Below are 18,437 nucleotides of genomic sequence, written 5' to 3'. Positions count from 1 at the left end.
AGATTATGTTACATCATGTTTAACAATCTCTATCAGCACCCTTGCACTAACATGTCGATAGCTGCGGTCACCTTGTCGAACTGCACTTCGATATTTGCGTTAGAAAACGTGAGCAGTCCCGCCGGAACGGCAGCCATGAATTGGGGCGCCATCACAACGCGTTCGCCTCTGTTATCAAACGTTGGTTGTGTCGTATCGCCGGTCTTGGTGCGTTTGCGATGGGCAGTCATGGCACCACGACCCGCGTATTTAGATCGCTGAGCAAGTTCCTTTTCACGTCCAGTAGAAAACCATCACCCGACGGGTTGGGAAAGACATCGTATTTGGGCATCAGAATTGTTGATGCCCATCGAGTGGCTGACACTGTTTCCCAACATAATCGTTGGAGCTTTGCAGCGCCACCGCGTTCTCTGCCGTGCATTGGGCGACCTTAGCGGCGGCAACATCACTGCGCACCCCGTCTTCGGCGGACAACTGGTTTGACTGTGAGTGTCATACTGTAGCCTGATGGCCTGACCCATTGTTTGAATGACCACATGTCTTTTGTTTGATCTGTCGACCATCAGGTTACCCCCCTGGCGTGCGAAATGTGACTTTATAGGAGCCTGACGGTGTTGTACCCTCACAGTCCTGTCCACTTCGCTTGGTGCCCCGGTTATTCCAGTGAAAGGAAATCCATGGGACAGATAATCATCGGCGTTGACACACATAAATCTAACCACATTGCCGTCGCGATCAATACTCAAGGTGCCCGATTGGGTGCCGTGACAATCCCAACGACTTGCGAAGGGTATCGGGACTTGGAAAAATGGGGAGCTAAGTTTGGCAGAATAAAAGCTTTTGGTATCGAGGATACAGGCTCCTATGGCGCTGCCCTGTCTCGCGATCTACTATCAAAAGGCCATACGGTGCTAGACGTCATGCGCCCTAATCGGCAGTTGCGCCATCTTCATGGGAAATCCGTTAGTCTGGATGCAGAAAGCGCAGCTAGGTCAGCGATGAACGGTCAAGCGACGGCTCTGGCCAAGACGCAAACCGGCGCATGCGAAATGATCCGGCATATCAAGACTGTGCGCGACAGCGCGGTAAAGTCTAGGTCGCAAGCGATGATCACCTTGAAAACACTAATCATTAATGCACCTGCTGAGCTCCGAGATGCGCTTGATCTGATCAAGGGCCCCAATCACCCTGATCCGTCACATCGCAGCACTTAGGCCAGGAAAGGTCACAACAACAACCGCTTCTGCCAAAGCAGCCATGCGCGCGATTGCACGCAGATGGCTGAACTTGCACGAGGAAATCCAAGTCCACGGGCAAGAGCTCGAACGTATAGTCAGTGAAAAGGCGCCCATTTTGATGGGTTCCCATGGAATTTCGACAATGACGGCAGCTGAAATGCTAATCCTCATCGGCGACAACCCGGAGCGGATCAAATCCGAGGCGGCTCTAGCCAAACTCTGCCGGGTTTGCCCAATCCCCGCCTGAAGCGGCAAAACCATTCGAATGCGTCTGAACCGCGGTGGTAACCGCCAAGCCAATGCCGCCCTCTGAGCTAATGGGATGAACTGCCTTCCCGCCAAACCGCAGCTATTGTCGCGAGCATAGGTGGAGCGAGAGGAGCATTCTAATGGGTATCGAAGTATTAGGGATTGATCTGGGCAAGACCGTTTGTAGCCTTGCAGGATTGGACGCAACAGGCGCTGTCGTGTACCGCAAGCGGCTTCAACGGCACCGGTTGCTGGACTTTCTGGAAGGTTTGGATCCCTGCATTGTTGCGATGGAGGCTTGCGGCGGCGCGCATCACATTGGTCGCTTTTGCCTTCAACACGGACATGAGCCTCGGCTGATGTCGCCGCTTTATGTCCGGCCTTACGTTAAGGTTCACAAAAATGATGACCGTGATGCTGAGGCGATCGCCGAGGCCGCGACGCGCCCGACTATGTCATTCGTCGCGATCAAATCGGAAGAGCAGCTTGATCTTCAGGCTCTGCATCGAGCCCGCGAGCGGTTGGTGACCGAAAGGACACGCCTTATCAATCAAGGCCGGGGTTTTCTTATGGAGCGCGGCATTCGAGTCGGAGCAGGTCGCCACGTCTTCCAAAAAGAGCTGGTACGATTGGTTGCGACAGGCACCGCTGATCTTTCGCACCGTATCCTGTCGATGTTGTCAGACATGATGGCGGAGTTGGCCACGATCAACGATCGGATCGAAGCGATCGACACCGAGATCAAGGCTCTGGCCAAGGCAGATGCCGACATGCAGCGCTTGATGGAAATCCCTGGCGTCGGCCCGACGATTGCCAGCGCCCTCGTGGCCGCCGTTGGAACCGGCAGCAGCTTTGCCAAAGGGCGCGATCTTGCCGCATGGCTTGGTCTCGTGCCACGTCAGATCACCACAGGTGGAAAAGCCAAGCTGATCGGCATCTCAAAGCACGGCAACCGATACCTCCGCAAATTGTTCATCCATGGGGCGCGGACCGTTCTGCATCTCGTGCGGGATCGGACATCGCCCATAACGCAATGGGCAGATGGGCTGAAAGAGCGGGCGCACGTGAATGTCGCTGCCGTTGCCATGGCCAAAAAGATGGCACGGATCGCTTGGGCCGTATTAACGAAAGGCGAGCGATATCGTCCCGCGGCGCTTGTGGGCGCATAGACCGGTAACCGCGCAACGAGCAACATAGGAATCTGCGAGCGCGGAGGAGATGGACCACGACCAATCAGCGTCTTGTCAGTCTGACGGGGAGCATGGCCCCCAGAGTGCCGATGAGCTAACGAGACACAGGACGCGCGACTTCCCATCTTGGTCAGGGGCAAATCGAATGACCCCATCGAAAGACCGAATACATAGAAGCAGGGTCAAAGGAACGTCAACAAAACGCTTGCAGGGGAAGGCAGTTCTACCGCATTGCTATCACCCGAATGCGCGATCACGAAGCCACAAAGAGCTTGATCAAGACGGATACTATAATTAATCGTGCTTTTTTAAGCAGAGCGGCGTGAGGCCAAGCCGGAATGGTCCCCAGGTGCGCCACAAGACCGTCCGATAGAGCAATGGAGTTACCCTACGTTTCGATGTTTATTAATAAATCTCTTCTTGCAGAGCAATAACTGCGACTTGTGTTCTGTTTTTCGCTCCAAGCTTAAGGCATATGGCACGCATGTGCATTTTGACAGTCACTTCGGATACTACCATATGGCGTGCAATCTCTTTGTTGGACCAACCTGCGCGCACTTTTCGTAAAACTGTCAGCTCGTTCTCCGAGAGGTCGAAGCGCATGGCCTGGTTTTGTGCAAGAGTTGTTATGGAGAATGCTGATGGAACAAAAACTTCGCCTGAAGCAATCAACTTAAGCGCGCTTGCTAAAGACTTGAACGGGAGCGTTTTGGGTATGTAGCCTCTTGCCCCAACCATCAATGCTTCATGGACATATTCACTCGGGGCCGTTCCTGAAAAAATCACCACAGCTGGCTCCGGGAACTGTTTGATGATTTTTTCAATGCTTACAATCCCTTCCATGCCGGGCATTTGTACGTCTAGGAGCACAATATCGAAACGTTGACCTGTTTCCAAAGCCTCTAATGTTGAGTCATAAGACGATGCTACAGTCGCGCTAAACTCTTCTTGGTTCGAGATGTAATCATATAAGAGATCGCGCACCAACTGATGATCATCAGCAATGAGCACCGAAGTTTGTTCTAGATATTTTTGATTGGTTTGCACAATGGGACGATATCGCGTCCTACCGCTATAAGCAACAGAGAAACTTTCAGACGAATCAGAGCCGCAGGAGCGCACATTCAGTCACGATGATGTATCTTTAGATACAATTACTTATCTTTTTATATATTTGCGTATCGCAAGGTTAATGCTAGTAAAAACTGGTGGATCAATGGAGTTTGAAATCATTAAAAGCAAAGATTGCAAGGCCTTAATCCAGCCATGAAACGACTTGACGCAGAAGACCAGTGGTTTCCGTATGTATCCCGGCGGGGCTTTATGATCGCTGGACCTCTTTTTTTGACAGTGGGGTCACTATCTTCTGCGGATACGCAGATACAGACCACAGCCAGTCATCCTGTCAAGTTATGGATCGACGGCGACATTGGGGCTCGGACATCAGGCAACGGTTTCGAGTTTTTGCAACAGTCACTCGATGCGCTGCCGCAAATTGAGTTTGCAACGTCGACTATATGGACCGATGATGTGGTGGTTTTTTCCGGCCCGACGCTTAAAGCCGTGTTGGAGTCTGCCGACTCAGGGTCAGGGGACGTCATGGCCACCGCAATTAATCAATACCGGGTAACTATCCCTCGCTCATACATTGAAGATGATGCACCGATCATTGCCACGCGAATAAACGGCAAGTCATTCTCTATTCGCGAAAAAGGACCGCTTTGGATTGTATTTCCATACGACCGAGCACCCAAGTTTCAAACTGAACTTATCTATGCAATGAGTGTCTGGCAACTTGAACGGTTGACCGTAGCAGAGACCTGATCAAAATGTTCAATCGGACAATCCGCGAACAGCTAACCGAAGCGGTCATATTACGCGCCGCAATCGGTGTTGCTTTGGTGTTGACAACACTCGGACTTGGATTGGTCAGCCATTATTATAACGTTATCCAAGTGTCTTCCGAGACAATTAGCTCTGCGGACTCAGACAATATTACATGGACTATTGTTCAGACGGAAGTAGACTACCAGAACCTTCAAGAAGCATTGCTACGCTCGCTAGTGACCATGCAAAGTGATGGCTCAGCAGCGGATCTCAATCCAATCAAACGCGCATTCGATATTTATTACAGCCGTACTTCAACAGTCCAGTCCGTATACAATTCTGTTGCAGGTTCCACTGACACGCGTGCCGGTACGATACTCGCCCGACTGACCCTGAACAAAAAAGAGCTGGCTGTGATTTTGGACAGCTGGGACAAGCCATCGCTTCAAGACATCAGTTATTTCATGGGCCGTGTCGATCTTTTGGATGATGATGTCCGGAACTTCACAACCCAGATGCTGGAGACGCTCGTTGCTGACACCTCAGCTGCCCGTGTAGGGCAGCTTGAAGTGTTCTCGCGCTTTACAATTTTCTTGGTGGCTGTGGCAGGACTGATTCTTGGAATGCTTGCTGTTGCACTTCTTCTTCTCAGTCGGCTCCAACGCAAATCTGATGTTATGTCAAACGTAACTGACACTCTCCGCCGCGTCATCGAGACTTCGCAAGATGCAGTCGTGCTATCGGATTCAGGTGGAGTTGTCTTGGAATATAACAATTCTGCGCGTGATATCTTTGGCTATGAACCAGAGGAGGCAATAGGTGCCCCCATGCAAGATCTCTTTATCCCCGGTGATCAAAAAGCAGCGCATTGCGATGCAATGGCCCGGCATGTTGCGACTGGTGAGACGTCCATTGTCGATCAAGGACGTCAGGTTATGACCGCTTGTGACAAATATGGCAGAGAGTTCACGGTTGAACTCATGATTTCGAGCAGCAAGGATCTTTTTGGAGAGGCGATGTTTATCGGTATTATCAGAGACATTTCAGAAAGCATAAAGAATGCCAAAGAATTGTCCCACGCGCTTGAAAAGGCGAGGCAAGACGCCGAGGTCAAGGAGAAGTTCCTCGCGGTGATAAGCCACGAAATGAGAACGCCACTGCAAGGAGTTTTGGCGACATATGATCTTCTGGAAAGAGAAATTAAGAGCGAAAATCAGCTTGCACTGATTGAACTTGGTCGACAATCTGGCACCAAAGCGCTTGATCAAATCAACAACACGCTTGAGCTTGTAAGGCTGAATCAGGACTCTTCTTTCAGTCAAGAAGAGGTTGTTGATCCGATCGCATCATTGCAGAACCTGATTGATCTTCTAGCGCCTCTCCTAACGAAGAGAGCGAATACAGTCAAATTCGAATTTAGCGCGCCTGATGATCTTAGAATAATGAGCAATCAATACTTATTCGATTCCTTGTTTGATAATCTGTTATCCAACGCAAACAAGTTCACAGAGCGTGGTGATATAGCAGTAATTCTGGACGCACAACCCGTCGCTGATGATCGCATTGAGTTGCAAATTACTATCACTGACACAGGGGTGGGAATCAGTTCTGACAACTTAAAATTTATTTTTGAAGATTTTTCAACAAGTGACAATGTTTACACACGCAGCTTTGAAGGAACTGGGCTGGGTTTGGGCATCGTGCGACGCTGTAGTTACAGGATGGGGGGCCAACTAAAAGTCGAAAGTGCGCCTGGATTGGGTAGTGCTTTCAGTTTTAAATGCCGGTTCATGAGAAAAAAAATAAACCCGGTCTTGAATCCAGAGACGCCAACAAATGATAAAAAACCAATAAAATCATCGCATCAAGCGGATTGGCGCAAACGGGTACTCATTGTTGATGATAATGAAATCAATCGCATCATGATTGGCAAAATGCTCAAAAACCTCGAGTGCGATCATGATTTTGCTGAAGATGGTGTCGTCGCGGTTAGAAAATGCGCAGCAACCAGCTATGATTTAATTTTGATGGATATCAGCATGCCCAATTTGAATGGAATGGACACTGCTCAGTTGATTAGTAAAGTCTGTTTGCCGCAAGGATCAATTGTTTGTATCACAGCCCATAATTCAGAAGAGCTCAACCTTTCCATTACCAATGCTGGCATGACAGAATTAATAGCCAAGCCAATTAGACTTCAGGTGTTGGCCGACCTTGTCAATCGAACACCTTTTAGAGCAGCTACACAAAACCAAACCCTTTACAACCGGACCAATTTTGGTGACATCGATGGCATTGAGGAGCCGCGTGTTCTCATTCATGAATTTGGATTGAAAGAGTCAGTCTCCTTTGCTGACCAATTTGATCGATCGCTTCGATCGGAACTTGGTCGCGTACAGCAACAACTGTTTGCTGGAAATCAAGGCGAAGCTGCAAGAATATTGCATGGTTCCGCCGGAAGTGCTTCCATGATTGGCGCTCAGCGACTTGCTACATTGTTGCAGTTCTTGGAGACCCTAGCAATTCTTGAGCATTTGGATTCCGAGGAACCCCTTCTGGAGCGCTGTCTAAAGCTCCTTACCGAGTTTTCTGCGGAAATTCGTCGTGTGTCAGAGGTCTGAACTGGCCGCACGCATCAGAGCTAAATCGCTGTGGTGGCAATGGACCAGGTACGCTTTGTCACACTTTCGTGTTACTGGACGGCGGAGGTAATCGATGGCGCGGCCAAGAGTTTGCCTTATGGCCGCACCGAACAGTTTTTAACCAACTCATGAAAACCAGTCGCAATGACAAGCATTCAATTATCGAATTGATCAAGATAAGAGGCTTGACCTAACGCCTAACGGACAAGCCCGTCTATGTCCGCCTCGACAGTTCTTGTCCCGCCTGTAATCGTCGTCGCCAAATTGAAGAATTTTGATATTTCGATAGAGGTGGCATTCGATACATAAATCACGTCGCCGTCCTCGACAGTGAATTCAGAGACGATGAAGAAGCTGTCTGGTTTGCGAAAATCAACCTTGTAGACAGTCGGAATTCCCTCGGACGTTTCAGGAAACAAGCTGGTATCGAACCCCATATTTGCTAGCGTCGCCTTGTCTTCGCGGCGATAAACCAACACATCGGCGGGATCGGCCCTCCCATCAAGTAAACCGCTTGCAAAGCCTAGTGCTGTGCGCAAGAAAATTTCGTCGTCGTTGAAATCAAATTCTCCGACCCTCCCGGTCGCGCCAAACACATAGTACTTCTTCAACTCGGACGTAATATTGAGGGTATCACCCGGTGCGATAAAGACGTTCTCAGTAGGTGTGGCTGTCAAAATTTCATAGGGAATGCTGGCATTTGCGCCCTCGCGCGACAAAGTCACGAGGGTGTTGTACTCGGGAGATGCGACCCCACCAGCTTTGGCAATGATATCCAGAATTCGGTCGCCGCTGTTGCGCAAAACATATGCGCCAGGCGCCCTGACAGCACCGACCACCGACGCTTGAGATGAATTCTTTTGACGTACTTCTACACTGACTTGTGGTTCGATCGCCTGTGTTGCCAACCGGTTCTTGATATTTTCTTCAAGATCTTCGACTCTTTGGCCTGCTGCCGTGATTTGTCCGGCATAAGGTACAGTGATAAGACCGTTCCGTCCAATTTCTTGGGGAGGTAGTTGAACGAAGTTTCCCGGACGAACGCCCGCTTCGCGTGGTATGAACAGGCCTCCTGATTGACTCTCGAAAACGGTGACTTGGATCACATCGCCGACACCAAGTCTGATTTCAGGAGGAGGACCGCTCGCGACACCCAATGTAGCAGGTGTCCTGTCCTCATCATCGGACAAGAACGGCAACGCCTCTGTTGTCAAGTCTACCAGTGCATACTGGTATCCAAGTGTCGCCTCTGCGTTTATTGTCTCGCTCAAGGCGGACAATATCACGCTTTCAGTACTTGGGCCGCTGCGCGGTAGCGCTGTGCAAGCGGACAACATGAGTGCCGAAGCCCAAAGACTTCCTTGTTTCATCGTGAGCATACGCTAAACCTCAAACTTTATTTCTTTGTTTTCGCCACTGTCCCAAAAAAGTATCATTGTGACAATTTAAAGTTTTCCTTGTCGTCGCTATTGTGACGATTGTTGCAGAAGTCTAACAGATACAGCGCGATTGGAATTAAGGCCCGTGCAATCCAGGTCGTTACATCACAAAACAAGTAAGTCTTCTCCGGCAGGGCATCTCTCCTTTGGCGCGGTCATATTTTTGTTGGCTCTCTCGATGACCATTGTTCCTAATGGGGCGGTCGCCAGTCCACATGCGCAAACCTCGGCCATTTTTTTGACGCTCGTGCTCGGGCCTGTTTTGCTCTCGACAAAATTTGAAAGGCCAACGAGTAGAGCAATCTGGCTTGTTTTGTTCTTTGTCTGCCTGATGACCGCAGGGGTCGGCCTACAGATCGCGCCAATGCCAATGGACCGATTGTCACATCCTGTTTGGATCGCGCTCAGTGAGACTTTTCCTATCTCCCATGGATATCTGTCGGTCAATCCTTCTCGCAGCCTCGAGGCGTTGCCCGCACTTATTCTGCCGTTCCTGACTGCTGTAGCGGTTCTGGGGATGTCGCAGAACCGACACGTCGCCAAGTCCCTATGGTATGGTTTAACAGGTGTTGGCCTTGCAATCCTAGCACTCTCGGTTGCGCTGGAGGCTTTTTTGTCAAACAGTCATCAAGGGATGAGCGGATCAAACCAGAGTGGTTCTTTTGCCGGCGTCTTCGTCAATCGCAATGCTGCCGCAGCCTTCTTTGTTCTGACAGCTTTTGCAACACTCGGAACGCTCGCTTTTGTACAAAAGAAAGATCAATGGAGGGTTGGCGCAGTCTTGCGCAGCCGTAGGGCATTGCAATACGGCGTCTTTACGAGAGGGCTGCTTTTATTATGCTTTTTGGCCTGCGTCACGGCTATTATCGCGACGACATCGCGTGCAGGTGCGATGATTAGCTTGCCGCTGCTTTTTCTCTGTCTGGCAATCTTGTTTGGGCGCAAAATGACTTATGCCCCGCGTTTGGGTCGCAAAGTTTTGCACTTCGTTCTCATTATTGTTGTGATGTTGATCTTGTTGTTCGGGACGTTTGCTTTCATTGGTGATTCCGTGCTTGCACGTGCTGAAACTGAGGACGACGGGTCACGCATGTGTGTGTATCAAGGAACGCTCGCAGCAATTCGCCATCACTGGGCTTTCGGAAGCGGGCTCGGAACGTTTCGGGATGTTTTCCCGGCATACCGCCCTATTGATTGTGGAGGTGCCAATGTCACATGGCATCGCGCCCATAATTCGTTTTTGGAGTTTACCCTCAATACCGGTATTGCTGGACCGATTTTCATACTTGGACTTGTGGGACTTATCGTTGTAGGCGCGATCACTGGGTTGCGCAGAGGCCGCGGAGTGGCCTTCATGCCGATTATCGTGCTGTTGCTTTCTGCTTACCTGTTGATGCATTCCATGGTGGATTTTCCGCTTCAGATCCCCGGCATTGCCAACTATGCGGCAGCCTTGCTCGCTTGCGCTATCAGTCTCGCTCAACCCCAGCGACGTTATTTTACGGGTAGTAGGCACAGTGACAACGTCAACTCAGGACGTGAAACACTATCCTACCCGGAAGCGTCTGCGCGTTGACTGGAAACGCTGTGATCCCAGGTTTGCGATCAAAGGCGCGGTTTGTGATGATTGGTGACGAAAAGAGTTCTTTCTGAAAGGATCGATATGTGGCGAGGTTTTGGCAGGCTTGGGCGTTTTTGGAGGAAAGAGTGCTGTAACACCTCCTCGATAAGCCCTGAACAGCCCTTCTTCGCGATAGGCGACTTGCATGGTTGCTCAGACAGCGTGCTTGCCAATTTGCTGGCACAACTCAGCGACCACGATCCAACTTGTCCGCTCGTATTTCTGGGCGACTACATTGATCGAGGTGAAAATTCGTCAGGGATTCTCGAGATGCTCCTCATGATGCGAGCTTCTCGGAGGCAGGAGGTTGTTTTCCTACGCGGAAACCACGAACACATGCTATTAAGTTTTCTCGCGGAGCCCGAAAAATTTGGTCAGGATTGGTTGAATGCGGGTGGTCTGCAGACACTGGTCAGCTACGGGCTCAAACCGACCTCAGGCGGCACCGCACTGCAGCCGGACGCACTGGTAGAACTGCGAGACCAGTTGGCCTCGAAGCTTGGTGGCCGGGTCCAAGGCTTGTTAAGCGAGATGCCCTTGTGTTGGATGTCTGGCAATGTTTTTGCCTCTCATGCGGGCCGAGATGAACGTGTTGGCGTCCATAAACAAGATGCGCATGCATTGTTGTGGGGGAGCGAGACCCAGGAATCACAAAACAGCGACGGGATATGGACGGTTCAGGGACACTTGATCGTCCCAAAACCTGAAATCCGGCATCAAAGGATTCTCGTAGATACCGGCGCCTACGCCACATCCATCCTCTCGGCCGCTTACATTACGGCAGGGAATGTGCGTTTTTTTTCCACGTCAGGTCGCGCTTTGCCAGTCAAAAGCAGGCCACTCTAAAGCAAAGCGTCCCGTTTTCAACCAGCGAGATATTTGCCCGCTGTCCGTTTGGCAGAGCGCCCCATCCTCTTGGGGCGCTCTGCCGTTCAGGTACTTGAACCATGCGGCAAATTGTAAATTTCTGCGGTCGTCATCTCTACCAAAAATCGCCTGGGCGGTCATTTTCATCGTCGTTGGTCGCCGCGGTACCTTGATCTCCGAACCGGCGAAGAGGAGTTAGACGAACGTCTGCACTCTGACTCTTTAATAAATGCGGGGCTCCGGTACCTTCAAACGCCTGACTGCCTGCGCAGCGCCAATGCCCCGGCCGAGACTGGCCGGGGCGTCAAATCTGCAAAATGCGGCGTTGGCTGTCAGAAACGGATCAATGCACCGATGCTGACGACGTGGCTGTCGAAATCACTTTCGATGTCTGTGTCTTCATTGTCGGTCATGTTAAGGCCATTCGCCGTCAAATACCTGTAGGAGCCTACGACGCTTATGGTTTCGGAGACCGGCATCTCGACTCCGGCGCCTACCATGTAGGCGAACGACCTGTCTTTATCTGTAATACCGTTGTTGCTGCCAAGCTCAAATGCAGTATCGATCGATGCTTCCATCATACCCAGACCAAGGCCGATGAAAGGACGCACACTGCCTGTCCCGAAGGTGTACCAGCCATTCACCATGCCAGAGGTGAGGCGCAAGTCGCCATCGGTTTCTGCGCCGTTGAAAGGGCATCCGCATTGGGGAAAGTCAGATCGCCGGTGGTGCTTTTGAACCGCGACAGTTCCACTTCGACGCGGACACCATTGCCGAAATCATACCCTAAAGCACCAAGAACGCCGGTTCCCGCCTCGGCGTCGATGTTACCTCGATAGTAGGCATCCTAGGGATCGATGTCCTGCATGATAGAGGCATCAAGGTTCAGCCCGCCGAACGACAATGCACCGTAGAATGACCCGGCAGGCATTGTCTCGGCCGCAGTCACGACGACGGTCGCAGGCGCTTGGGATGTGTCTGCTCCGCTCGCCAGGGCACTGGTACCTGTGATCGACAGACCAATAAATGTGACAGCAAGATTTCGGATCATGGGAATTCCTTTGGAATGAAGTTACCCACAGACCCGAGCAGTATAAGATGCCGGGAAAAAATAAATCCTATCAAAAGATTATCCGGCCAATCTTGGGTCACGTCCTATCGGTTATGTCCGTCGTCAGGATTTTTGGCACCAATAGCGGTCTAAACCAAGAGAGAGTTTGGCGCATCAATTTGCTTTGATTATGCTGCGTGCGCGCGGTGATAGAAGCGTCGTGCTGCGAGTGTATACCCTTTGATCCTTGCGCGTTGCTTTGGAATGGCTTTGTCACGCTCAAAGTGGACGCCGACGGGTGTGACGTTGTGAATGTTCTCGTGATAGCGTCGGTGATTGTCGTGATCGACGAAGGCTTCATTCTGCGCTTCATTGTCACCTGGCAGGTAGCAGTATTCCAACAAAATGCAGTTTTTCAAGGTTTGGTGCCATCGTTCGATCTGGCCTTGGGTTTGCGGATGAACCGCGCCAGATTTACCGGTGGCTGCAACTCATGGGTAGCATGGAGCATTGGAAACAGGACAACGTCCTTGACCAAGACGGATATGCGCGCGCCCATTCAGACGATGATCCGGATCATAGAAGATCACCGCGCGGATCATGGGGTCGAGCCACTCTGCCGCGTGCTGCCGATTGCCCCAGCGACACTCCATGATCGTTTGGCCAATTAAACGAATCCGTCGCGTCTGTCGGATCGGGCCAAGCGTGATGCAGAACTCAAGCCGGAGATTGAACGGGTCTTTGAGGAGAACCTGAAGGTCTATGGCGTGCGGAAGGTCTGGTGCCAATTGCGCAGAGAAGGCTTTGACGTTGCGCGCTGCACAGTCGCGCGGCTGATGAAGGACATTGGAATCGCAGGTGGTATACGCGGCAAGAAGCCAAGACGTGAATATTCGACAAGGCCCTGCCCTGCCCGCTGGACAAGGTGAACCGCCAGTTCCGCGCACCTGCACCGAATATGCTCGGGGATAGCGATTTCACCCCTGTTGCCTCCTGGCAGGGGTTCGTCTACGTGGCGTGTGTCATCAACGCTTTTGCCCGCCCGATCGTCGGCTGGCGGGTCAGCCGGAGAGCCAACGCCGGATTTGTGCTGGACGCCTTGAAACAGGTGGTTCATCAACGGCAGGAGGGATCAGGACTGGTGGATCCGTCGGACCGCAGATCGCCATATCTGTCAATTCGCTGCATCGCACTCTTGGCAGAGGCGGGCATCAAGCCCTCGGTCGGTAGCGTCGCGAACAGTTATGACGCATTGGCAGAAACGATCGACGGCCTGTTCAAGGCCGGGGTCATCCACCGCCGTGGCTCATGGCGCAGCTTCGACGCCGTGGAATATGCCACCCTCGAATGGGTTGACTGGTTCAACCATTGCTGCCTGCTGGAACCCAGCGGAAACATCCCGCCAGCTGAGGTTGAGGCCACCTTCTACGCAACTCTGGAAAGATCAGAGAGGGCCGCGTAACTTTGACAAATCAGCCTCCGACAAGGCGGCGCGGTTCATTTCCGAGTTTAAAGGGTTTGGTACGGCTGTTGGGTCGATGTCGTCGTACAGCCAGCCGGACGGGTGGAACCGCTTAAGCGTTGGTGTCGCTGCCGTTTCCGACCAATGCGATTTCAGTGGCTCCGAACCCGATTCTAGCGGTTCGTTGCAACAACATGCGCCGTAACTCGCTCAGCACCTCGGCCCGTGCTGATACCTGCCGTTGTACCAATCCAATCCGGCGCGTGATCGCCCCGTTGCGGAACTGGATGCAGTATAGCGATGCAGGGGTGGCATCCAAAAATGCGATCTGTGGAATAATCGCGCATCCGAGCCCGGCTTGTACCATACCGACCACTGAAGGCATTGTATTTGCGACGGCGATCTCACGCGGTGAAACACCAAGGCGTGACAGCTCTGTTGCGATCTGCTTGGCCAGAGGGACGTCTGTTTCATATCGAATGAAGGGGAGGTTTTTCAGCAACGAAAGTTCGGTTTGGCCCGTGGCGTGAGATGGCGCGACCAAAACCAAAGGTTCAGAGAGCACAGGCGTCCATGACAATCCCGCAGGAACCCCCACATGTTCGGCAACGAGCGCGGCATCAAGCCGACCCGCTGCAACGTCTGCAGTCAATGTCTGGGACATCCCGACAGTCAGGTCGAATGACAGGTCAGTGTAAAACGCGGCCATATCGGCCAACGCTAAAGGCACAAGACGCATAGAAACTGTCCGAATTGCACCAATTTTAAGCATACCCGCCGTTCTGCTCCCGGAAATATTCATGCGGGTTTCCCCGATTGTCTGCATGACAGAGCGTGCTGCACGTACCAGTTCTTCGCCATGTGCATTCATCTGTGGTGGGCGTTTGTTGCGGTCGAACAATGAAACTCCTACATCTGCTTCAAGTGATTGAATTTGTTGACTTACGGCTGACGCAGTGAGGTTCACAAGACGCGCCGCACTTGCAAAGCTACCAGTGTCCGCGACGGCGATTAAAGTCTGAAGTTGGCGTGTATCCATTTTGGTAGGTTAAGCAAATCTTAACAAAAAGACAAATTTAAATCGCTTTATAAAGATAATCTACAACTCTACGAATAAGGGCATCGTTGAAACGCGGCTATCCAGCACAACACCGGAGATATTCATGACCTTTATGACACGTATGATCGCAGGTATCGGGCTCGCCACAGCCACACTTGTACAGCCAGCCATGGCCCAAGACTATCCTGACCGCCCCGTCGAATTTATCGTCCCCTGGTCCCCTGGTGGCGGGAGCGACACGCTGATGCGCATTATTGCCAACAATATCAGTCCTTTTCTGGGCGTGGAAATGCCCGTAATCAACATCCCCGGCGTTGGCGGCACAGTCGGCCTGACCGAAGCATCGCGCCGCGCTGCGGACGGCTATACAATCAGCCAAGTTCACGAAGGGCTGCTGGCCGCGACAGCTACGGGCCTCACGGAGCTTGCATGGGACGATTTTGAACCCATCGCCCTGATGACCGCTTCGCCACAGTTCCTCGTGGCCGCGACCGATCAGCCCTACAGCTCTTTCGAAGGTTTAGTCGAATATGCACAAGCCAACCCAGGCGAATTGACCATCGGAGTCACACTTGGCGGTGTGCCTCACCTGCATGCCGCGATGATCGCTGAAGCCTTTGATCTGGACTGGCGTTATGTTGGCTACGAAGGCACAGGCGAACGCGTCCGCGCTTTGGTTGGCGGCAACCTTGATCTGGCCATCGGCGATATCTCGTCCTCGCTGCAATTCGTCGAAAATGGCGATCTGGTTTTCTTGGCTGCAGGTTCAACAGAGCGTTTGCTGCAGACACCTGACGTGCCGACGTTGATGGAACTGGGCTCCGATCTGGACCTGTCGATCACCCGCGGTATCGTGATGCCCAAAGGTGCGCCGGATGACGCCCAGGCCACTTTGGAAGCGGCGCTTCAGGAGCTGGCAAATGATCCGACATTTATCGAGCAGATTAACAATGCTGGCGCAGATGTCGCTTTCCGTGGTCAGGATGGCTACACCGCATATCTGTCCAATCTGGCGGCATCAGTTGAGCGTCTCGCAGAAGTGATCGCACCTTGAGCCGTAGCGCTGACATGACAAAAGGTGGGGAGGCGGGCGAAGTTGCTCGGCTCCTCTCCTACATCGCACTGCTTGCGGTATCAGCGGGGCTCTTTCTTGAAGCCCGCACCATCCCGACATCACGCTTTGAGGTGTTGGGTGCGGGTGCTTTTCCCATGCTGGTACACGGTGTGCTTATACTGCTTTTATTGAGTGCAATTGTGGGATCCATCCGGATGCTGCCAGTGGACGCTTATGGACGTTTCGTTGCACAGATTGGCCGATGGGCCCACGCGAGACGGTTGGTGTTCGTCGTCTTTGGCTGCCTTGGCGTTTACCTCTTTACGATGCCTGTCATCGGCTATCCGATCGCAACATTCGCGTTTCTGCTCGTGCTTCAGATTACTTTTGCACCCAAAACACGCAAAGCCATTGCTATCGCAATCGCGCTTGCGCTGATCTTTTCATTTGGCCTCAACTGGCTCTTCGCCGAGGTCTTCAACGTATTTCTCCCCCGGGGACGATAGACAATGGACGCGTTTCTTACCGGCGCCGCAGAGGTGCTATCGCCGGCTACCCTGCTGATGATGTTCTTTGGATCATTCGCAGGCATCATTGCAGCGGCGATTCCAGGTTTTACCGTGACAATGGCGATTGTTCTGACGCTGCCTTTGACCTTTGCGATGGAACCTTTGCAGGGTATCGCGCTGATGTTGTCGGTCTATGTTGGGGGCTACACCGGCGGTCTGATTTCGGCCGCACTTTTGGGTATCCCTGGCACGCCGTCGTCGGTTGCCACCACGTTTGATGCCTTTCCAATGGCGCGCAAAGGTGAACCGGGCCGTGCCTTGTCATTAGGTGTCTGGGCCTCGTTTTTCGGCACGATCATATCGACCCTTGTCCTGATTTTTGCCGCTCCGCCGCTGGCGGTATTTGCAGTCAAACTGGGGCCTTGGGAATATTTTGCATTGATTGTTTTCGCGCTGACCATTGTCGCCAGTCTTGTCGGGGATTCACTGCAACGCGGGCTGATTGCCGCGATGATCGGGCTTGCGATTTCAACGGTGGGCACGGATCCAATGATGGGGCGTCCGCGCTTTGATATGGGGTTTGAGCTATTGGCTGCTGGTCTGCCTTTTCTTGTGGTGCTGATCGGTATCTTTGCCATCTCGCAGCTTGCATCCGAAGTAGAGGACGCCAACGCGATCAAAGCCGGTGAAAAGCTGATCCACGGCGAGATAGAATTTAAGACGTGGGCCGTTATGCGCGAAGTCCTTATGCGCCCAGTCAACCTGATCCGATCATCGTTGATAGGTGTGGCAATTGGTGCCTTGCCCGGTGCTGGCGGGTCGATTGCAAACCTTGTGGCCTATGATCAGGCAAAGCGCGCATCCAAAACACCTGAAGAGTTTGGGACCGGGACACCCGACGGTGTTGTGGCATCCGAGGCAGGGAATTCCGCGACGGCCGGTGGTGGCCTGATTCCGTTGATCGCGCTGGGTATCCCCGGCTCTGCGGTTGATGCAATCCTGATGGCGTCCTTGATGGTGCATGGCATTTCCATCGGACCGCGTCTGATTATGGATAATGCCGATTTGGTGTATGGAATGTTCATCGCGATGGCGGTGTCCAGCTTGATGATGCTGTTCATTTGTATCGTGTCGATGCGTGGCTTCCTGCGGGTGGCCGAAGTGCCGAAATGGGTTGTCGTCCCGATCGTGCTGGTCTGCTGTGTCGTGGGGTCTTTTGCCCTGAACAACCGTGTCACGGATCTTTATCTACTCGGCTTTATTGGCCTGTTTGGCTACGCGCTCAAGGCGCTTGACTATCCGCTGGCCCCTTTGGTGCTGGGTGTCATTCTGGGCCCCATTGCAGAAACAAACCTGCGCCGAGCCTTAATGACAGACAATGACTGGACCCTGTTCTTCACCCGTCCCGTCAGCCTGATTTTTCTGGTGGCAGCTGTCCTATCCGTAGGGTGGGCTATCCGCAGGATTATCAAATCGCGTAAACAATTGAACCAAACAAAGGATGCTGTCTAATGCACATGCGTCATGACCCTCATTATGCTTCGCGTCGCTCGCCTGTGCTGGCAGACAATCTGGTCTCCACATCACATCCGCTGGCAGCACAAGCCGGTCTTGCGATGTTGGCAAAGGGAGGCAACGCAGTGGATGCCGCAGTCGCTGCTGCGGCTACCCTGACGGTGGTGGAACCCACTGGAAATGGATTAGGCTCTGACGGTTTTTGTATCCTGTGGGACGGCAAGGAACTGCATGGTTTGAACGGGTCAGGTGCCGCACCAGCTGGTTGGACGCCCGAGCGCTTTGCTGATCAGAAAACGATCCCGTTTCGTGGCTGGGAAAGCGTCACTGTGCCCGGTGCGATCAGCACATGGATCACTTTGTCGGAACGTTTCGGCACGTTGGATTTGCCCACCTTGCTCGCCCCAGCCATCGGCTATGCTGAAAACGGATTCATCGTCAGCCCCGTCATCGGTGCGCTGTGGGAACGCGGGGCCGAGCTGTTGTCTGACCAGCCCGGTTTTGCAGAGACGTTTATGCCTGGTGGCCGCGCCCCTCGGGCGGGCGAGCGGTTCCGGTGTCCCGATATGGTACGCAGCCTGTCAATGATCGCCGAAACTGCAGGTAAGGCGTTCTATGAAGGCCCTCTTGCGGAACAGATCGCTGCACATGCCCGCGCCCATGGCGCCGCATTAAGCGAAGCGGATCTTGCGGCACATCAGCCAGAGTGGTGC

General features: G+C 52.6%; 16 protein-coding genes, 3 pseudogenes and 1 other annotated feature. Of the genes and pseudogenes, 12 read left to right on the top strand and 7 right to left on the bottom strand.

What is annotated here, in order from left to right:
• Positions 1-32: 32 nt before the first annotated feature.
• Positions 33-230 (bottom strand): CcdB family protein, encoded by a 198-nt coding sequence (locus VGP75_RS10415; protein ID WP_327543600.1) that lies wholly within the window; start codon positions 228-230, stop codon positions 33-35.
• A gap of 447 nt (positions 231-677) precedes the next feature.
• Here VGP75_RS10415 and VGP75_RS10410 point away from each other — a divergent pair, with 447 nt between their 5' ends.
• The 3 genes from VGP75_RS10410 to VGP75_RS10400 all read left to right on the top strand — a co-directional run bounded on the left by VGP75_RS10410 (position 678) and on the right by VGP75_RS10400 (position 2,656).
• Positions 678-1,214, top strand: coding sequence for an IS110 family transposase (locus VGP75_RS10410; protein WP_327543599.1), 537 nt, complete (start codon positions 678-680; stop codon positions 1,212-1,214).
• A gap of 43 nt (positions 1,215-1,257) precedes the next feature.
• Positions 1,258-1,485, top strand: a complete 228-nt coding sequence (locus VGP75_RS10405; protein ID WP_327543598.1) for a transposase — start codon at positions 1,258-1,260, stop codon at positions 1,483-1,485.
• 142 nt (positions 1,486-1,627) lie between these two features.
• A complete protein-coding gene (locus VGP75_RS10400) occupies positions 1,628-2,656 on the top strand; it encodes an IS110 family RNA-guided transposase (RefSeq protein ID WP_327543597.1) in 1,029 nt (342 codons plus the stop codon).
• Between the two features lie 426 nt (positions 2,657-3,082).
• Here the strand turns inward: VGP75_RS10400 and VGP75_RS10395 are convergent, their stop codons facing one another.
• Positions 3,083-3,724 carry a response regulator transcription factor gene (locus tag VGP75_RS10395; protein ID WP_327543596.1) on the bottom strand — a complete coding sequence of 214 codons (642 nt, stop codon included), beginning with the start codon at positions 3,722-3,724 and terminating at the stop codon, positions 3,083-3,085.
• Positions 3,725-3,943: 219 nt separating this feature from the next.
• Between VGP75_RS10395 and VGP75_RS10390 the strand changes: the two genes are divergently transcribed.
• Positions 3,944-4,501, top strand: coding sequence for a putative pterin-binding protein (locus tag VGP75_RS10390; protein ID WP_327543595.1), 558 nt, complete (start codon positions 3,944-3,946; stop codon positions 4,499-4,501).
• Between the two features lie 5 nt (positions 4,502-4,506).
• Complete coding sequence (locus tag VGP75_RS10385; RefSeq protein ID WP_327543594.1) at positions 4,507-7,125, top strand: ATP-binding protein; 2,619 nt, start codon at positions 4,507-4,509, stop codon at positions 7,123-7,125.
• Positions 7,126-7,343: 218 nt separating this feature from the next.
• Here VGP75_RS10385 and VGP75_RS10380 read toward each other — a convergent pair whose 3' ends face one another.
• Positions 7,344-8,525 carry a polysaccharide biosynthesis/export family protein gene (locus tag VGP75_RS10380; RefSeq protein WP_327543593.1) on the bottom strand — a complete coding sequence of 394 codons (1,182 nt, stop codon included), beginning with the start codon at positions 8,523-8,525 and terminating at the stop codon, positions 7,344-7,346.
• A gap of 238 nt (positions 8,526-8,763) precedes the next feature.
• Here VGP75_RS10380 and VGP75_RS10375 point away from each other — a divergent pair, with 238 nt between their 5' ends.
• Positions 8,764-10,161: an O-antigen ligase family protein gene (locus VGP75_RS10375; protein WP_327543592.1), complete on the top strand. Its 1,398-nt coding sequence runs from the start codon at positions 8,764-8,766 to the stop codon at positions 10,159-10,161.
• Positions 10,162-10,248: 87 nt separating this feature from the next.
• Positions 10,249-11,052, top strand: a complete 804-nt coding sequence (locus VGP75_RS10370; protein WP_327543591.1) for a metallophosphoesterase — start codon at positions 10,249-10,251, stop codon at positions 11,050-11,052.
• Between the two features lie 353 nt (positions 11,053-11,405).
• Here VGP75_RS10370 and VGP75_RS10365 read toward each other — a convergent pair.
• The 3 genes and pseudogenes from VGP75_RS10365 to VGP75_RS10355 all read right to left on the bottom strand — a co-directional run.
• A pseudogene (locus VGP75_RS10365) lies at positions 11,406-11,741 on the bottom strand (outer membrane protein); the annotation flags it as partial.
• Positions 11,742-11,920: 179 nt separating this feature from the next.
• Positions 11,921-12,124 carry a hypothetical protein gene (locus VGP75_RS10360; protein WP_327543590.1) on the bottom strand — a complete coding sequence of 68 codons (204 nt, stop codon included), beginning with the start codon at positions 12,122-12,124 and terminating at the stop codon, positions 11,921-11,923.
• A 188-nt stretch (positions 12,125-12,312) separates the two neighbouring features.
• Positions 12,313-12,585 (bottom strand): annotated as a pseudogene (locus tag VGP75_RS10355) (IS3 family transposase); the annotation flags it as partial.
• Between the two features lie 62 nt (positions 12,586-12,647).
• Positions 12,648-12,765 (top strand) — a sequence feature (AL1L pseudoknot).
• On the opposite strand from VGP75_RS10355, the pseudogene VGP75_RS10350 reads away from it, so the two are divergent.
• Positions 12,673-13,586, top strand: a pseudogene (locus VGP75_RS10350) (IS3 family transposase); the annotation flags it as partial. (Overlaps the previous feature by 93 nt.)
• A 112-nt stretch (positions 13,587-13,698) precedes the next feature.
• Here the strand turns inward: VGP75_RS10350 and VGP75_RS10345 are convergent.
• Positions 13,699-14,625: a LysR family transcriptional regulator gene (locus VGP75_RS10345; RefSeq protein ID WP_327543589.1), complete on the bottom strand. Its 927-nt coding sequence runs from the start codon at positions 14,623-14,625 to the stop codon at positions 13,699-13,701.
• A 124-nt stretch (positions 14,626-14,749) separates the two neighbouring features.
• On the opposite strand from VGP75_RS10345, the gene VGP75_RS10340 reads away from it, so the two are divergent.
• The 4 genes from VGP75_RS10340 to VGP75_RS10325 all read left to right on the top strand — a co-directional run.
• On the top strand, positions 14,750-15,700 hold the full coding sequence (locus VGP75_RS10340) for a Bug family tripartite tricarboxylate transporter substrate binding protein (RefSeq protein ID WP_327543588.1): 951 nt from the start codon (positions 14,750-14,752) through the stop codon (positions 15,698-15,700).
• A gap of 14 nt (positions 15,701-15,714) precedes the next feature.
• Positions 15,715-16,206, top strand: coding sequence for a tripartite tricarboxylate transporter TctB family protein (locus VGP75_RS10335; RefSeq protein WP_327543587.1), 492 nt, complete (start codon positions 15,715-15,717; stop codon positions 16,204-16,206).
• 3 nt (positions 16,207-16,209) lie between these two features.
• A complete protein-coding gene (locus tag VGP75_RS10330; RefSeq protein WP_327543586.1) occupies positions 16,210-17,721 on the top strand; it encodes a tripartite tricarboxylate transporter permease in 1,512 nt (503 codons plus the stop codon).
• Positions 17,721-18,437 (top strand): gamma-glutamyltransferase (locus VGP75_RS10325; protein ID WP_327543585.1); only part of this gene is annotated, 717 nt, incomplete at its 3' end. The genes VGP75_RS10330 and VGP75_RS10325, both read left to right, overlap by 1 nt.

It is taken from the genome of Yoonia sp., from assembly GCF_036007805.1.
Taxonomy (GTDB): domain Bacteria; phylum Pseudomonadota; class Alphaproteobacteria; order Rhodobacterales; family Rhodobacteraceae; genus Yoonia.
This window is presented reverse-complemented; position numbering and strand designations above follow the sequence as displayed.

Excerpts from the sequence above, each read along its gene's own strand:
- VGP75_RS10370 (WP_327543591.1), top strand. The coding sequence starts at position 10,249 with ATGTGGCGAGGTTTTGGCAGGCTTGGGCGTTTTTGGAGGAAAGAGTGC.
- VGP75_RS10360 (WP_327543590.1), bottom strand. The coding sequence starts at position 12,124 with ATGATCCGAAATCTTGCTGTCACATTTATTGGTCTGTCGATCACAGGT.
- VGP75_RS10405 (WP_327543598.1), top strand. The coding sequence starts at position 1,258 with ATGCGCGCGATTGCACGCAGATGGCTGAACTTGCACGAGGAAATCCAA.
- VGP75_RS10390 (WP_327543595.1), top strand. The coding sequence starts at position 3,944 with ATGAAACGACTTGACGCAGAAGACCAGTGGTTTCCGTATGTATCCCGG.
- VGP75_RS10415 (WP_327543600.1), bottom strand. The coding sequence starts at position 230 with ATGACTGCCCATCGCAAACGCACCAAGACCGGCGATACGACACAACCA.
- VGP75_RS10375 (WP_327543592.1), top strand. The coding sequence starts at position 8,764 with ATGACCATTGTTCCTAATGGGGCGGTCGCCAGTCCACATGCGCAAACC.
- VGP75_RS10330 (WP_327543586.1), top strand. The coding sequence starts at position 16,210 with ATGGACGCGTTTCTTACCGGCGCCGCAGAGGTGCTATCGCCGGCTACC.
- VGP75_RS10340 (WP_327543588.1), top strand. The coding sequence starts at position 14,750 with ATGACCTTTATGACACGTATGATCGCAGGTATCGGGCTCGCCACAGCC.
- VGP75_RS10380 (WP_327543593.1), bottom strand. The coding sequence starts at position 8,525 with ATGCTCACGATGAAACAAGGAAGTCTTTGGGCTTCGGCACTCATGTTG.
- VGP75_RS10385 (WP_327543594.1), top strand. The coding sequence starts at position 4,507 with ATGTTCAATCGGACAATCCGCGAACAGCTAACCGAAGCGGTCATATTA.
- VGP75_RS10335 (WP_327543587.1), top strand. The coding sequence starts at position 15,715 with ATGACAAAAGGTGGGGAGGCGGGCGAAGTTGCTCGGCTCCTCTCCTAC.
- VGP75_RS10400 (WP_327543597.1), top strand. The coding sequence starts at position 1,628 with ATGGGTATCGAAGTATTAGGGATTGATCTGGGCAAGACCGTTTGTAGC.
- VGP75_RS10345 (WP_327543589.1), bottom strand. The coding sequence starts at position 14,625 with ATGGATACACGCCAACTTCAGACTTTAATCGCCGTCGCGGACACTGGT.
- VGP75_RS10410 (WP_327543599.1), top strand. The coding sequence starts at position 678 with ATGGGACAGATAATCATCGGCGTTGACACACATAAATCTAACCACATT.